Consider the following 14876-nt stretch of genomic DNA (forward strand, 5'->3'; position numbering starts at 1 on the left):
CGCCCGCCCCGTCTCGAATGGGTGCTGCGCAAAGGCGCCCTGTTCACACGCGTCCGCCTTCCGGGCGGATACCTGACGGTCGTGAACACGCACCTCACGGCGAACAGGGACGTCCACTGGACCCCGTCCAATGTGTACACGAAGGCCGAGGAATCCGAACTGAGAGGACTGGCGGCCCTCATCGGCAGGCTGGACCCGGCGGAACCCCTGGCGGTCATGGGCGACTTCAACGTCCCCCGCGACCACCACCTCTTCCGGGACTTCGCCTCCGCCGCCGGCCTGCGAGACGCCCTCTCCGGCGACACGGAACCCACCTTCCGCCCCGATTACGCGGACATCGGCGCCATCGACCAGATCCTCGCGAGACCGGGGATGGAGACCAGCGCACGCGTGGTCTTCAAGGAAGACGTCCGCCTGGCCGACGGCAGCTCCAGCGTCTTGTCCGACCACTACGGCATAGAAGCGACCCTCACCATCCCTTAGGCACGAACAGCCCGCAGCCGGAAAATCCGTCCCGGTTAGGGGCTGGCATGTGCGAGACGGCGGGCACACATTGACCACCCGGCCGACGGCGCGTAGGTCCGTCAGCCGGGCTTGCGGGCCTCGATGAGGTGACGGGCGGAGTGCGCGACGAAGGAGCCGTCGCGCTGGATCCGCTCATGCAGCTCCCGTAGCCGCTCGCGGTGGGCGCCGGAGGTGAAGCCGGGGACGATCCAGATCACTTTCCGCAGGAAGTACACGATGGCGCCGACGTCGAAGAACTCCATCCGCAGCCGCTCCGAGCGCAGGTCGACGACGTCCAGGCCGCTCGCCTCCGCGTCCGCGCTCTCGATCTCGGGACGGCGCGACCGCCGCGCTTCCGGCTGCGGCCCGAGGAAGTGCTCGGTCAGCTCGAACACGCTGGCCGGGCCGACGTGCTGCGCGAGATACGTCCCGCCGGGGGTGAGCACGCGGGCGATCTCCGTCCACCAGACCGTCGCGGGGTGGCGGCTGACCACCAGGTCGAAGGACTCGTCGCCGAACGGCAGCGGCGGTTCGTCCGGGTCGGCGACCACGACCACGCCCCTCGGGCGCAGGAGCCGGGTCGCTCTGGCGATGTTCGGCGGCCATGACTCCGTCGCCGCCATCGCGGGCGGGAACCTCGCCGCTCCGGCGAGGACCTCGCCGCCGCCGGTCTGGATGTCCAGCGCCGCCTCGGCCCCGGCCAGGCGTTCGCTCATCAGGCGCTGGTATCCCCAGGAGGGGCGCTGCTCCGTGGCGCGGCCGTCCAGCCAGGCGAAGTCCCAGCCGTCCACCGGTGTGGCGTCGGCCTCGTCAAGCAGGTCATCGAACGTGCGGTCCATGGCTTACATGATCCCTTGCCGGTGGCGCGTCGGCCGGGCGGGTCGGTAGCCGAGGATGAGGAGGATGACGAGCGCCTGCTTTAGTCCGGACGCGTGACCGTGTCACCGGTCGGCCTGAGCTGCTCTTCGATGGCGGCAAGGAGCCGCAGCGCCGGCTCGTCCTCCGTCCTGCCGAAGGCCGCGCTGACCGCCGCGTATGCCGGGCCACCGGTCAGCCACTCCATGACCTGCCGATACGCCGCGGACGAGACGTCCCAGAACGCGTTGCTCAGCCATGGGCGGCCGCGCCGCCAGACCAGCTCCTCACTGACGAACGCATGCAGATGCCGGAGGGCCGGTTCGGACGCCAACGCGCCCCACTCGTCCAGGTAGTGACTCATGTCGGGCTCTGCTCCGGCGAGCGCGCAAAGGGCGGTGGCGGCGGAGGGGCGGGCTGGATGGCTCGCCAGGGTCCGCGTCCAGAACGCGTGGAAGAAGGCGACGACGGCATCGCGCTGGGGCCAGTCCTGCCATTGGGCCTGGCCGAGCTTGCGGAAGACGACCTCCACGTCCGGCCAGCCGAAGGCGTCCTCTGCGGCGAGCTCCATCAGACGCGGTGCGAAGTAGCGGAACTCCTCGGGGCCGCCCCACGTGCTCATCGCCTTGGCCGCGTACCGGGCCAGGTCTTCGGCGGTGAGGACGCGCGGGGGACGGGCGAGCAGCGGCCGTCCCTCCCCAGGGGCGACGCAGCACGGGCATCCGTCCAGGGCCACGGGATGCGGGACGTCCGCGAACGCGTCGTAGAGATCGTCGAGCGCGCTCATTCAGGACGTGCGGAGTTCGGTGATGGTGATCTTCTGTTTCGGTTCGCCGTCCTGCGAGCCGCCGGCGGTGCCGGCTTCCGCGACCTTGTCGACGACCTCCATGCCGGACCTGACCCGGCCAATGACCGGATACGAGGCGGGGAGGTCCGGTGCGTCGTCGTAGAGGATGAAGAACTGGCTTCCGTTGGTGTCCGGGCCCGCGTTGGCCATGGCCACGGTCCCCCTGGTGTAGCGGACGCCGGTCGTGTTCTCGTCGGGGAACCGGTAGCCGGGGCCGCCGGTCCCTGTGCCCGAGGGGTCGCCGCACTGCAGGACCTTCAACGTCGGGTCCGACGTGAGCCGGTGGCATGTCGTGCCGTCGAAGTACTTGCGGCCCGCGAGGAAGGCGAGGGAGTTCAGCGCGCACGGCGCCTTCTCGTGGTCCAGCTCCAGGTCCAGCAGCCCGAGGTCGGTATCGATCGTGGCGCCGGTGGGGAGCACCGACGGCCTCGCCACCGGCGTCCCGACGTCCTTCACCTCCCCGCCGGTCTTGTTCGGCGGGTACGTGCAGGTCTCCGCGCCGGGGGCCGAGGACCCCGCCGGCGTTCCGCCGGTGGCGCCCACACCTCCGGACCCCTCGCGGCTCCCCGCCCAGACCGCCGCGGCGACGCTGACGAGGCCCAGCAGCGCGACGGTCACGGCCGCGCCGGCGACCAGCAGCGGGCGGCCGCTCCGCCGGGGGGCCGCCGGGACCGTCGAGGGCGGATGCCAGGCCGGGGGCGGCACGGGCGGCGGGAACACCCCCGCATCCGGAACGCCGGACTGCGCACCCGTGGGCGGTGCCTGCCCGGAAGGGGACGTGGCCTGGAGCAGCGCGGGCGAGGGGTGGGCGGCGGCCGAGGTGCCCTCTGCCAGGAGGTCCGCGTCCCCGCCGGTGCCCAGCAGGCGCTTCAGGATCTCAAGCGCGGTCGGACGGCTCGCCGGGTCCTTGGCCAGGCAGGACGTGACCAGTTCACGCAGCTCTCCGGTGAGCGCGCCCAGCGCCGGCTCGTCGTGCAGGACCCGCTGCATGATCGCCGGCACGGTGTCGCTGCCGAACGGCGGGGCCCCGTTCGCCGCGAACGCCATCGTGCAGCCCCACGCGAACATGTCCAGGGGCGCGCCGCCGGTGGAGCCCGCCACCTGCTCCGGTGCCATGTAGGCGGGCGTGCCGACGGCGCCGGTCAGGGTGGCGGACGTGGCGTCCAGCGGGCGGGCGATGCCGAAGTCGATGACCTTCGGACCGTCCTCGCCGAGCAGCACGTTGGCCGGTTTGAAGTCGCGGTGGACGACCTCCGCCGCGTGGATCGCCGCCAGCGCGGTCGCGGTGCCGATGGCGAGCCCGGTCAGCTCGGCGGGAGGGACCGCGCCCCGCTCGGCGACGACCTCCCGCAGCGACGGGCCGTCGATGTACTCGCTGACGATGTACGGCATGTCCGTGTCGGCCTCGGCCGCGAGGATGGGCGCGGTGCAGAACGCGGCGACGCGCCGGGCCGCGGTCAGTTCCCGCTCGAAGGCGGTGCGGGCCCGTGCGTCGCTTCCGAAGTCGGCGTGCAGGAGCTTCACCGCGACCCGCTGCCCGGTGTCCGATTCGCCGAGGTAGACGGTGCCCTGGGCGCCCTCGCCGATCCGGCCGGTCAGGGGGAACCCGCCGACCTCGCGGGGATCGTTCGGCCGCAGCGGACGGGGGTCGGGCATTCGGGTCCTCCGTCGTGGAAGCGGAGTGAGCAGGTTATCTGCGAACGTCCGGATGCCGGGGCCGGGACGGTTTCATCGTGGTTCGGTTTGGGTGCGGGAGGACGCGATGAGGTCGCGGTACCAGGCGTAGGACTTCTTCGGTGTGCGCTTCTGGGTCTCGTAGTCCACGTGGACGAGGCCGAAGCGCGGGTGGTAGCCCTCCGACCACTCGAAGTTGTCCAGCAGTGACCACGTGTAGTAGCCGCGGATGTCGATGCCCTCGTCGATGGCTGTCCGCATGGCCTTGATGTGGGCGTCCAAGAAGTCGATGCGGGACGAGTCGTCCGCGACGCCGTCCGGGCCGATCTCGTCGGGGAACGAGCAGCCGTTCTCGGTGATGTAGAGAGGCGGCAGGTCGTACCTGGAGTCGAGCGTACGCAGCAGTGAAAGGAACGCCTCGGGGACGATCGGCCAGCCCATCCCGGTCGTCGGATGCTCGGTGATGTCCACCATGTCGAAGGGGAGCGGTCCTTCGGACGGCGTCGCCAACCGTGTCGGCTGGTAGTAGTTCACGCCCAGGAAGTCGATGGGCGTGGCGATGACGGCGAGGTCCTCGGAACGGACGAACGGCGCGTCGTCCATCAGGTCCGGGTAGCGCCCCAGGAGGACGGGGTCGGTGAACAGCCGGTTCATGAAGCCGTCGAAGGCGTCCGCGGCCGGCTGGTCGTCCGGGGACGCGGCCCAGGCCGGGGAGTAGTGGTTCGTCAGGCCGATCGTGCGGGCGTTGCGGCCGCGCAGGGCGTGGACGGCGAGTCCGTGGGCGAGGAGCTGGTGATGCGCGGTGGGGAGCGCGTCGAGCATGAGCGTCCGGCCGGGGGCGTAGACGCCGAACGCGTAGCCGTAGGCCGTCACGACCACCGGCTCGTTGAGGGTTATCCACATGTCCACGCGGTCGGCGAGGCGTTCGGCGGCGAGGTAGGAGAATTCGGCGAACCGGTAGGCGGTGTCACGTTCCATCCAGCCGCCCGCGTCTTCGAGGGGTTGGGGGAGGTCCCAGTGGTAGAGCGTCGCGGCGGGCGCGATGCCCGCGGCGAGCAGGCCGTCCACGAGGCGGTCGTAGAAGTCGAGGCCCTTGCCGTTGACCGGCCCGCTCCCGGCGGGCTGGACGCGCGGCCACGCGATCGAGAACCGGTAGGAGTCGACTCCGAGGCCCGCCATCAGCGCGACGTCCTCGGGCCACCGGTGGTAGTGGTCGCAGGCGACGTCGCCGGTGTGGCCGTCGCGGACGCGTCCCGGCGTGTGGGAGAACGTGTCCCAGGTGGACGGTCCCCGCCCGTCCTCGCCCACCGCGCCCTCGATCTGGTAGGCGGCGGTGGCGACACCCCAGCGGAAGCCTTCCGGAAGCCCCATCGTGTCCCTCCCCGGCAAGCCCTGCCCGAAATGCGAATAGCTTTCGGATATTAGTGCTCGGGCGGCGGCCGGGCTACCCGGGCCTTCGCCCGGCGCGGGCCGCCGAGGCCGAAGGGTGCCCGTTCCATGACCCGGGGTTGGCCGGGCGCAGGTCGCGCATGCCGGCGGCCGTCACGTTCGGGTGACAATGGTGGGGTGACCGAGATCCGGACTCCGCTCCGCCGCCTTCCCGCCCAGCGCCGCAGCGCCGAACGCGTCCAGCGCATGCTCGACGCCTGCGCCGGCATCCTCGACGAGGACGGCTACGACGGCCTCACCACGACGCGCATCGCCCAGCGCGCCGACGTGGCCATCGGCTCGGTGTACCAGTTCTTCCCCGACAAGCGCGCGGTCGCGCAGTCCCTCGCGCTGCGCAACCTGGAGGAGTTCGGGGAGCGGATCTCGGCGCGGCTGGCCGAGGACGACTTCGCCGACTGGTCCGACACCGTCGGCGCGATCATCGAGATCTTCGTGGACATGCACCGGACCGTTCCCGGCTTCCGCGTGCTGCGGTTCGGCGACGTCGCGGACGTCAACCTGCTCGACTCCGACGCCGACAACAACGCGGTCGTCGCCGACCGGCTCCGGCGGATGATCGTCGAGACGTTCGACCTCCGGGACACCCCGGGCCTGGCCACCGCCCTCGCGATCTCGGTGGAGGCCGGCGACGCCGTGCTGAAGATGGCGTTCCGTAGCGACCCCGACGGCGACCCGGCGATCCTCGCCGAGGCGGAGCGGCTGATCCACGGCTATCTGGCGTCGCACATCGAGGAGTCCTGATCCGGGCCGTCCGTCTGTGGGAGACTCCGCAAAACGCTACAGAACGGGTGAGTGCCCTGGACGAGCAAGGACTTCAGGCGCAGCACAGGCTGCTGATCCGGCAGCGGATCCGCCTGATGGTGAACCAGTACGAAGTGCACGCCGAGGCGCCGGGCGGCAAGGAGGGCGAGCTGGTCGCCTTCGCGCAGCAGAAGCGCATGGCGTTCAAGGAGCAGGTGACCCTGTACGCGGACGCGGGCAAGAAGCAGCCGATCCTCGGCTTCAAGGCCCGCAAGCGCATCGACCTCGCCTCCGCCTACGACGTCACGGACGCGCACGGGCAGCCCATCGGCGTCTTCCGCAAGGACTTCAAGAAGTCGCTGGTCTCCTCCACCTGGCACATGGAGCAGCCGGGCCTCGGCGTGACGACGGGCACGGAACGCAACCAGACCGTCGCGATCCTGCGGCGCGTCTGGCAGTTCATCCCGTTCGTGGACGCCATCCCCTTCGCCTGGCCGTACCACTTCGACTTCCACGCCGACGGTCACGTCGTCTTCTCGGTCGTCAAGAAGTTCGGGCTCCGGGATCGCTACGTCGTCGAGATCCACGACCCGCGCCTGGACCGCCGCCTCGTCATCGCGCAGGCCGTCGGGTTGGACGCCCTCCAGTCCCGCTGACCGGACCCTCCGGTCCGGCTTGCCGGATCCGCCGGTTTCGTGGACGGGTTCCCGGATGGCGCTGGTCTCCCGCTGCTTTACATGTTACGAAGGGATGTAAAGCCGTGGGCGGAGCACACCCGCGTCGCGATCGTGCGGCGTCATTCCCGGAGGAGGATCCCCCCGTGAGTTCTTACGACCTCTACTCCACACCGGTCCCGACGGACACGTGGAACGTCCCGATGGCGGGTGACACCCGTTTCACCTGGGAGTACGACGACGGCCGCGACCGGCTGCTGAACCTATACCAGAAGGGCAAGGACAAGCAGTGGGACGCGCAGAAGCGCATCGACTGGGACCTTGAGGTCGATCCGGTCAACGTCGCCGGCCTCCCGGAGAACTTCAACCCCCTGTTCGGCTCCGACATCTGGGAGAAGATGTCGCAGAAGGAGCGCGACGAGTTCGGGCGCCACCAGGGCTCGTGGCTGTTCAGCCAGTTCCTGCACGGTGAGCAGGGCGCCCTGAACGTGTCGGCGCGCATCGTGCAGTCCGTCCCGGACCTGGACTCCAAGTTCTACGCCGCCACCCAGACGATGGACGAGGCGCGCCACGTCGAGCTGTACACGAGGTTCGTGCACGAGAAGATCGGCATGTACTACCCGATCAACCAGGACCTGGCGAAGCTGCTCGCCGAGTCCCTGGAGGACAGCCGGTGGGACCTGCCGTACCTCGGCATGCAGGTCCTCATCGAGGGCCTCGCCCTCGCCGCGTTCGGCCTCTACCGCGACATGTCGACGAACCCGCTGGTCAAGCAGCTCCTCGCCTACGTCATGCAGGACGAGGCGCGGCACGTGGCGTTCGGCAGGCTCGCGCTCAAGGACTACTACGCCGAGCTCACCGACAAGGAGCGGGCCGAGCGCGAAGAGTTCGTCGTCGAGGGCTGCTACCTCATGCGGGACCGCTTCAAGGGACGCGAGGTCTTCGAGCAGCTCGACATGCCGGTCGACAAGTGCATGGAATTCGTCGACAACTCGGACATGTACACGCTCTACCAGTCCCTGCTGTTCAGCCGGATCGTCCCGTGCGTCCGCGACGTCGGCCTCTGGGGCTACAAGGTGCAGGCCGCCTACGAGGACATGGGCGTCCTCGACAACGCCAAGGCCGACCTCGAGGCCCTCATGAAGCAGGACGAGGAGATCGCCGAAAAGGTCGACGAGGAGCGCTACGCCGCCGAACTCGCCGCCCGCCAGAACGAGGTCGACGAAGCCATCGCCCTCGGCACCACCCCCACCGACTAGCACCACGCGATCAGCCACCCGGCCGCCGCGCGAGCGACCACCGTGCGAGCGACCACCGTGCGAGCGATGGCGTTCGGCGTGTGCGGGGCAGGCGGGGACGTCCTTCCGGGCGTCCCCGTTTCGCGTCTCGGTAAGCTTTGGTGGAACTTGTCGCCATTTGACGTGCGCGGGAAGTTCGCCGATCGATTCCTGTAGATCTATATGGCGTTTACCCATCGATGTTCCAACTCCCGGTGTGAGCCTCCGGCCTGTACTAATGTCGCCGTTCGACGATGTGCCTGATCCGGCGAATTCCGAACGGGCGCACATCACATCGAGCCCTTTTTATCCCCGGATGGCCGGGACAGATCTGATGAAAAGGCTCAGTGCAGGGTCAATCCGAAGCCCCGGGGGGAAAGCATGAACCGATCCGTCAAGAGCCTGCTGAGCGTCTCCGTCCTCGCTCCCGTCGCCGCGCTCACCGTCGCGGCCGCACCGGCGAACGCCGCGCCGGGCCCGTCCACCACGCTCCTCTACGAGACGTACGCCGCCGCGCCGGTCGCCCGCACGCTCCCCGAACCCGTCACCCAGAGCGCCGGCCAGACCGCGGAGCTGACCACGCTCACGGTCGACGGCGTCCTTGAGAACTCCCCGGCGGGGCCGGGCGCCCGCGCGGCACGATGCACCCTGAACCCGGGGAAGACGGCCAACTCCAACGCTGGGACGAGCCTTCCGGAGGCGCCGCTGAGCACCGTCGACCAGACCCCGCTGGGCGCGCTTCCCAAGGGAGACTGCCTCGCTCCGGCGTCCCGCGCCGGAGGCCGCTCGGCGCCGAACGCACTTCCCGCCGTGGCCGGCCCCGCGGGCGACGCGGTCGGCGAGGCCGGCGACCTGCCCGGCAGGCTTCTCGGAAACCTCAACGGCGTCGATCCGGGCCTGCGTAAGAGCGGGCTCGGCGTCCCGGGCACGGAGACCGTCCTCCCCGCCGAGGCGCCGCTGAGCATGCCCCTGGCGGACGTCCCGTCCACGCTCGCCAAGGCAGAGCCGGCCGGCCTGCCCGTCGGCACGACGCTGTTCCCGCCGACGGAGCGGTCCACGCGGCCGGGGCCGACCGACGACGTGCTCGGCCAGGCGAACGGCGCGGTCAACCATGTCGGCACCGCCCTCGACGAGACCGAGAACGGCGTCGGCCAGACGGTGGAGGTGCTGAAGGCGCGCGACCGCGTCGGCGGTGCGGCGGACGGCCCGGTGTCCCTGCTGACCTCGTCGGGCGTCGACCTGCCGGCCGGGCCCGGTCTCGGCTGATCCCCGCACGGAACGAAACGGGGCGTTCCGCGGATGTCGTTACATCTGCGGAACGCCCCGTTTCGTATGCCGAGAAACCGCTAGTTATATGTCCGAGATCATGTCTTCTCGACAGGTAAAGGCGATCATCGCGCGACGTTACGTAGTGCGGCTGATCGACTCCAGAGGGCAAAAGGCCGGGTGACAAACCCCACATAAGAGGGCCCTGCGGCTTGATTCCCGCGAGAGGCAACGTACGGTCGGGCACGGACGAAAATCATCCGGCTTCGTGCCAGGAAGGTCATCTGGTGCAAGCCGCGAGGATGAAAGCAGTCCACCCGGTGCGGCGTCGTAGAGATCAAAAGTGAAGATGCCTTTCCCGCCGCACCCGCCGGACGCTGGAACCGCGATCACGCGGAAGCGCTGTGAAGATCGGGGACGAGCGACGTCCCCCTGAACCCGCCGCGATCACGGCGGTACGACACGCCGGGCGTCCGGGGCCCTTGTCCCCGATCAAAGGACACCTTTGTGGGTAGCCCTGCCAGGCGGCTTGTTCGAGCACGCCTACGTATGGTCCTGGTCATCTCCGGCGCCACCGCCGCGGTTCTCACCTTGGGCGCGTTCGCGCTGGTCAAGGGAGACGCCTCCGCGAGCACGGCGCAGACGGCGCACACCGCGCCGAAGTCCTCGCACACCGCGCCGAAGTCCTCGCACACCGCGCCGAAGGCGACGCGACCGCTGCGGGACGAGCCGCGCGCGGAACCGACGCGCACGGACCGCGGCAAGACCCGCGCGCCGGAGCCGTCACCGACGAGGACGAAGACTCCGAAGCGCAAGCCCGACACCGAGAGCGGCCACATGCCCAAGCCCGAGGCCAAGAAGAAGCGGAACAAGGCCGTGGAGTCGGGGTCCTGCGAGGCCTCGTACTACTGGCAGGGGCAGATGACCGCCAGCGGAGAGAAGTTCGACCCGAGCGAGTTGACGGCCGCGCACAAGACGCTGCCGATGGGTTCCAAGGTCCGTGTGACCAACAAGAACAACGGCCGTTCGGTCACCGTCCGCATCAACGACCGCGGCCCGTTCGTGAGCGGCCGCTGCCTGGACCTGTCCAAGGCCGCGATGAAGAAGGTCCGCGGCACCGGATCGGGCGTGATCCCGGTCCGCTACGAGGTCCTGTCCCGCGGTTGACACCCGGACACCGTCACACCCGTCCGGCGGGCACCGAACCATGCCCGCCGGGCGGCGCCTTCCCGCGGACGGGCAGGGGGTGTAGGCGGTCGGCTCCCGCGTCACCGGCATGCAGGTCGGCGCGATCCTCGCCTACGCCCCCTTCCCTTGGACGGGCAGGGGGCGTGGTCAGCGGACGAGTGACCAGGTGCCGTCTTCGGTGTCCGCCGTGTGCTCGTCGGGGCTCGCCGGCTGAGCGTCCGTCCACGCGGCATCGACGGGTTCACCGGATGTGGTGGCCAGGCGTTCGCGGAACCAGTCGGTGAGGACGCCGTCCACGCGTACGGCCTCGGTGATGGGCGCGCGGGCCTCTGTGCCGGGTTCCGCGGCCAGCGCGTGGCCCATGCGGAACGTCGTGGACTCCACGGGCCCGGTGCCGTGGCGGCGCATGACGTCGCGCAGGGCCGTGATCTCCCGGGCGGGGACGACCCGGTCCTTGGCGCCGCTGATGAGGAGCGTCGCGATGTCCTGTCCGGCCATGTCGGTGGCGACGGCGCCGAGGTCGAGGCGATCGGCGAGCGCGCGGGCATGGTCCGTCCAGGAGCGGTCGAGGCCCGAGCGCTTCTCGACGGCACGCGCGGCGCGTGAGGGCGCGACGACGGGCGACACGAGCGCGACGGTGGTCACCGGGACGACGTCGCGCGCCGCCGCCAGCAGCGCGACGGCACCGCCCGCGCTGAAGCCCGCCAGGGCGACGGGGCCGTCGGGCAGCGCGAGGTCGCGGCGGATGTCCGCCAGGGCGGCCGGGAGGCGCTCGGCGGCGTCCTCGACCGCCGCGCAGTACCGCTCGATGGCCTCGGTCTGCAGGATCGCTCCCGATTCGAGTCCGCCGGACGGCCGGCCGGGCAGGTCGAGGTAGACGCGCCAGACGGGGACCCCCGTCATCGGGATCGCCGTCGCGAGCGCGCTCGCCGTGCGGGGCGGGTCGAAGCCGGGCCAGGCCACGATCACCCGGACCGGACCCGCGGCGGACGCGTCGACCGCGGTCGGGGGCAGCGCGACGTACGGGTCCCCCGCCGCCGTCCCATGGACGGGCTGGTGCGTATGGTCGTCACCGCTCATATCGTCTCCGGGTCCTGCGATGGCCGACGGGCAACGCCGGCCGTGTCGGGAGGCGACACACCTCACGGGAGGCGCCTCCTGCAAGCCGATGCTTGCAGTGAACGCCGGTCAACACGCCGTGAATCGCCGCACGTCACCCACGAGCGTGAGTCTTCTCACCCACCCGCCACACACCCCTCCCGCCGCAACGGCCGCGTGACGCCGCCCGCGCTCCCGACCACAACGCGCCGCGAGTCGACGCACCTGGGGCGGCTGTGAGCCCGGCCTCATGGGCGGAGTGGGGGGAACATTTCCGGCATCGGTGGCGTCGTACTGGAACGTGGGCGCCGCGGGGGCGCGCCCGCCTGAACGTCCGTATGAGGAGTGCTCGTGGACAGGAAGCGCAGTGCGGCCGCCGCAGGGCAGGCCTGGCAGATCTATCGCGAGACCCTGGAACCCGACGCCCCTGGGCTGTGGGAGCGCGCCCGCGCCGTCCCCAGGATGCTCAAGTCGGTCCTCCGCGGGCAGTACAAGGGCATGTCCTTCGGGACGCTCGGACTGCTTGCCCTGGGCCTCGTCTACATCGTCTCCCCGATCGACGCCATCCCCGACATGATTCCCGTCGTGGGCATCGCGGACGACACCGGTCTGGCCCTGTGGATGGCCACGGTCCTCATCAAGGCCGCCGGTGACTTCGTCGCCTGGGAACGCGGGGGACGCCCGACCGTCCTCGTGGGCGAGCCCATCGACTGACGCGCCCATCAATCGAAGGCGAGACCGTCCGCGTGGCGGTCTCGCCTTTCACGTGCGCGGGGCCAGGTCCTTGCTGAAGCGGTCGGCGGCGTCCCGCATGACGGGCACGACGTTGGGGACGACCTCGCGAGTCATGCGCCCGGACGGGCCTGACACCGATATCGCCGTCAGTGCCGGCGCACCCCGCAGAGGCACCGCGACGCAACGGACACCGATCTCCTGCTCCTCGTCGTCCAGCGCGTACCCCTGCTCGCGGATCTTTTCCAACTCGGACAGCAGAGCGTCCGGGGTGGTGAGCGTGTTGGGTGTGTGGGCCTCCATGCCCGTGCGGGCGAGGATCTCCTGGACGCGCTGGTCGGGCAACTGGGACAGCAGTGCCTTCCCCACGCCCGTGCAGTGCGCCTGGACGCGTCGCCCCACCTCGGTGAACATGCGCATGGAGTGCTTGGACGGCACCTGCGCGACGTACACGGCCTCGTCGCCTTCGAGCACCGCCATGTTGGCCGTCTCGCCGACCTCGTCCACCAGGCCCGACAGCACCGGCCGCGCCCACGTGCCCAGCAGGCGGCTGGCCCCCTCGCCGAGCCGGACGAGCCGCGGGCCGAGGGCGTAGCGCTTGGACGGCTCCTGTCGCACGTAGCCCTGATTCACGAGCGTCCGCATGAGGCGGTAGATCGTCGGCATCGGCAGCCCGGAGACCTCCGTCAGCTCCGACAGCGCCATCTCGCCCCCCGCGTCCGCCAGATGCTCCAGCAGATCGAACGCGCGCTCCAGCGACCGAACGGCCTCCGCCACCCGTGCCTCCTCTCCCTTGCGACCGGTCCCCGATTCTACGGAGAACCGATTTCGCTACGCGGAAGAGGGGCCGTCAAGGGAGTGACACACGTTACACATGCCCAGGACATGGCAATAACTGTCTGTGCCTGGCGCCGCGTCGCCGCCCCCCTGGCAGCCATAGGGAGAGCAAGACCGCGAGAGGGGACCGGGTGCAAACGGGGCGCCGAAGGACATGCTGGGGTGCGATCGCACTCGCCGTACCGTCGCTGATGCTCATCGGCCCGGCCACCGCTGCGGTATCCGGCGAACGCCCGTCCGCCGTCCGGTTACTCATGGACATGACGGCAACCGGCCGCACGGCAACGGGCCCGGACTATGCGCTTGCGTATGCGGTGGGCGTGCGCGCCCAGGGTGGGATCGCGAAGGATGCGGTGCTGCGTCTTACGGCAGAACTTCCGTTGTCTTGGACGAGCCATTCACCGGCTTGCACGAAGGCTGATTCAGGCCACGAACTGCGATGCGAACTGGGTGACCTGGACGAGACCCCGGTTGAACGAACGGCCACCCTTCGCGTGCCGAACTCGGTGGTCTCGGGTCCGTCCGCCAAGCCGATGAGCGTCCTCGCGGAGGCGGACGCTGCGAACACGGACCGCCTGTCCACGCGGGCGGTCATCAACTTCTCCGACTCGCCCGTCTCGCTCACGGGCTCGCCGTCCCCGGATGCCCCGTCGCCTTCCGGTGCGCCGCCTTCTGGTGGCGCTTCGGGGACGCCGTCTCCCGGTGGCACGTCGTCCTCGGGCTCGCCGAGCCCTGGCGTCACGTCGTCCTCGGGCTCGCCGAGCCCTGGCGTCACGTCGTCCTCGGGCTCGCCGAGCCCTGGCGTCACGCCGTCCTCGGACATGTCGTCTCCGGGCTCGTCGTCTCCGGGGGGCGGGTCGCCGTCAGGCTCGCCTTCTTCGGGGGCGGGGGCGCCTTCAGAGTCGCCGACTTCGGGCACCGAGTCGCCCTCTGGCGGCGGTACGCCCACTGGCGGCTCGCCTAAACCGAACGCTGAGCCGCCCCCTGAATCGCCTAAGGGAAAGCCGTCCTCATCTCCCAGGGCGACGCCCTCCACTTCCAGTGCACCGACTCCTAGCACGGCGTCCTCCGGGGACGGGGAGTGCCGCCCAGGTGAGGACAGGGAGTCCTGTGCTTCCGGCCCCGGGTTGCCCGGAGGCGGTCCTGGAGGAGATGCCGGTGGGACGGGCGCAGGGGCGCCTGACGTCGAAGGTCTGGGCGTCCCCGAGGTTCCTGTGCCGGACCTGCCGTCGGCACCGCCGTCGGCGCCTGGGCAGGGGCCGGTGGTCATGCCGCCGTTGACGGCTCCTGGCGGGGCGCAATCAGCGGCCGGTGAGGGCCAGATGACGCTGATGTCCCCGACCGCGATGAGCGATCGGAACGAGACGGACTGGGCGATCGTCATCGGCGTCGCGCTCGTGGCGGAGATCGGGTTGCTCTGGGGAGTCGCCTGCGTCGGTCTGTGCAGGCGGCGAATTGCGCTTTACCGTGCGGCGTCCAAGGCGGGGGAGGCCGGCGGGGCTCTCGCGTGACGGCACGGTCGGTGACCGCGTGCATGCCCGCCTGTAAAGGGGTTTTTCGTCTTGTCACGCCGGTGACAAACCGGCCTCTGCCGAATGTGACCGCGAGCTAATATCGCGCGTTGACTACCATCCGGTAGCTTAATGATCATCGCCGGAAGTCGGGGCGCAGGCGCACAGGACACGGTCGTCCGGTCGATGCGTCGCACCAGCCGACGGCGCCCCACCCTCCCAT

15 protein-coding genes are annotated in these 14876 nt (G+C 70.3%); 8 read left to right on the top strand and 7 right to left on the bottom strand.

The features are described 5' to 3' along the window. A partial coding sequence (locus E1281_RS40505; protein WP_207943501.1) for an endonuclease/exonuclease/phosphatase family protein occupies window positions 1-483 on the top strand: 483 nt, incomplete at its 5' end. Between the two features lie 101 nt (window positions 484-584). On the opposite strand, the gene E1281_RS26650 is transcribed toward E1281_RS40505, so the two are convergent. The 4 genes from E1281_RS26650 to E1281_RS26665 all read right to left on the bottom strand — a co-directional run bounded on the left by E1281_RS26650 (window position 585) and on the right by E1281_RS26665 (window position 5251). Continuing rightward, on the bottom strand, window positions 585-1343 hold the full coding sequence (locus E1281_RS26650) for a class I SAM-dependent methyltransferase (protein ID WP_131882426.1): 759 nt from the start codon (window positions 1341-1343) through the stop codon (window positions 585-587). Between the two features lie 80 nt (window positions 1344-1423). Then, window positions 1424-2146 carry a hypothetical protein gene (locus tag E1281_RS26655; protein ID WP_131882427.1) on the bottom strand — a complete coding sequence of 241 codons (723 nt, stop codon included), beginning with the start codon at window positions 2144-2146 and terminating at the stop codon, window positions 1424-1426. Next, the gene (locus E1281_RS26660; RefSeq protein ID WP_131882428.1) at window positions 2147-3862 is read right to left on the bottom strand and encodes a peptidylprolyl isomerase; all 1716 of its coding nucleotides are present in this window, start codon (window positions 3860-3862) and stop codon (window positions 2147-2149) included. A gap of 72 nt (window positions 3863-3934) precedes the next feature. Then, window positions 3935-5251: a GH1 family beta-glucosidase gene (locus E1281_RS26665; RefSeq protein ID WP_131882429.1), complete on the bottom strand. Its 1317-nt coding sequence runs from the start codon at window positions 5249-5251 to the stop codon at window positions 3935-3937. 195 nt (window positions 5252-5446) lie between these two features. Between E1281_RS26665 and E1281_RS26670 the strand changes: the two genes are divergently transcribed. The 5 genes from E1281_RS26670 (at window position 5447) to E1281_RS42690 (ending at window position 10454) form a co-directional block, all read left to right on the top strand. Continuing rightward, complete coding sequence (locus E1281_RS26670) at window positions 5447-6070, top strand: TetR/AcrR family transcriptional regulator (RefSeq protein ID WP_131882431.1); 624 nt, start codon at window positions 5447-5449, stop codon at window positions 6068-6070. 47 nt (window positions 6071-6117) lie between these two features. Then, window positions 6118-6726, top strand: coding sequence for a hypothetical protein (locus tag E1281_RS26675; protein WP_243717428.1), 609 nt, complete (start codon window positions 6118-6120; stop codon window positions 6724-6726). 164 nt (window positions 6727-6890) lie between these two features. Next, window positions 6891-8003: a ferritin-like domain-containing protein gene (locus tag E1281_RS26680; RefSeq protein ID WP_131882433.1), complete on the top strand. Its 1113-nt coding sequence runs from the start codon at window positions 6891-6893 to the stop codon at window positions 8001-8003. A 399-nt stretch (window positions 8004-8402) separates the two neighbouring features. Beyond that, window positions 8403-9287 (top strand): hypothetical protein, encoded by an 885-nt coding sequence (locus E1281_RS26685; protein ID WP_131882435.1) that lies wholly within the window; start codon window positions 8403-8405, stop codon window positions 9285-9287. A gap of 549 nt (window positions 9288-9836) precedes the next feature. Next, window positions 9837-10454, top strand: a complete 618-nt coding sequence (locus E1281_RS42690; protein ID WP_131882436.1) for a septal ring lytic transglycosylase RlpA family protein — start codon at window positions 9837-9839, stop codon at window positions 10452-10454. Window positions 10455-10622: 168 nt separating this feature from the next. On the opposite strand, the gene E1281_RS26695 is transcribed toward E1281_RS42690, so the two are convergent. Further along, on the bottom strand, window positions 10623-11555 hold the full coding sequence (locus E1281_RS26695; protein WP_131882437.1) for an alpha/beta hydrolase fold domain-containing protein: 933 nt from the start codon (window positions 11553-11555) through the stop codon (window positions 10623-10625). 369 nt (window positions 11556-11924) lie between these two features. Between E1281_RS26695 and E1281_RS26700 the strand changes: the two genes are divergently transcribed. Continuing rightward, window positions 11925-12287, top strand: coding sequence for a YkvA family protein (locus E1281_RS26700; protein WP_131882439.1), 363 nt, complete (start codon window positions 11925-11927; stop codon window positions 12285-12287). A 48-nt stretch (window positions 12288-12335) separates the two neighbouring features. Here the strand turns inward: E1281_RS26700 and E1281_RS26705 are convergent, their stop codons facing one another. Both E1281_RS26705 and E1281_RS26710 read right to left on the bottom strand, forming a co-directional pair. Next, window positions 12336-13082, bottom strand: a complete 747-nt coding sequence (locus tag E1281_RS26705) for an IclR family transcriptional regulator (protein WP_165959118.1) — start codon at window positions 13080-13082, stop codon at window positions 12336-12338. 355 nt (window positions 13083-13437) lie between these two features. Next, on the bottom strand, window positions 13438-13965 hold the full coding sequence (locus E1281_RS26710) for a hypothetical protein (RefSeq protein WP_131882440.1): 528 nt from the start codon (window positions 13963-13965) through the stop codon (window positions 13438-13440). 499 nt (window positions 13966-14464) lie between these two features. Here E1281_RS26710 and E1281_RS26715 point away from each other — a divergent pair, with 499 nt between their 5' ends. Continuing rightward, window positions 14465-14653 carry a hypothetical protein gene (locus E1281_RS26715; RefSeq protein ID WP_131882441.1) on the top strand — a complete coding sequence of 63 codons (189 nt, stop codon included), beginning with the start codon at window positions 14465-14467 and terminating at the stop codon, window positions 14651-14653. The last annotated feature ends 223 nt before the right edge of the window (window positions 14654-14876 follow it).

The sequence above is a fragment of the Actinomadura sp. KC345 genome (assembly GCF_004348515.1).
Classification (GTDB): domain Bacteria; phylum Actinomycetota; class Actinomycetes; order Streptosporangiales; family Streptosporangiaceae; genus Spirillospora.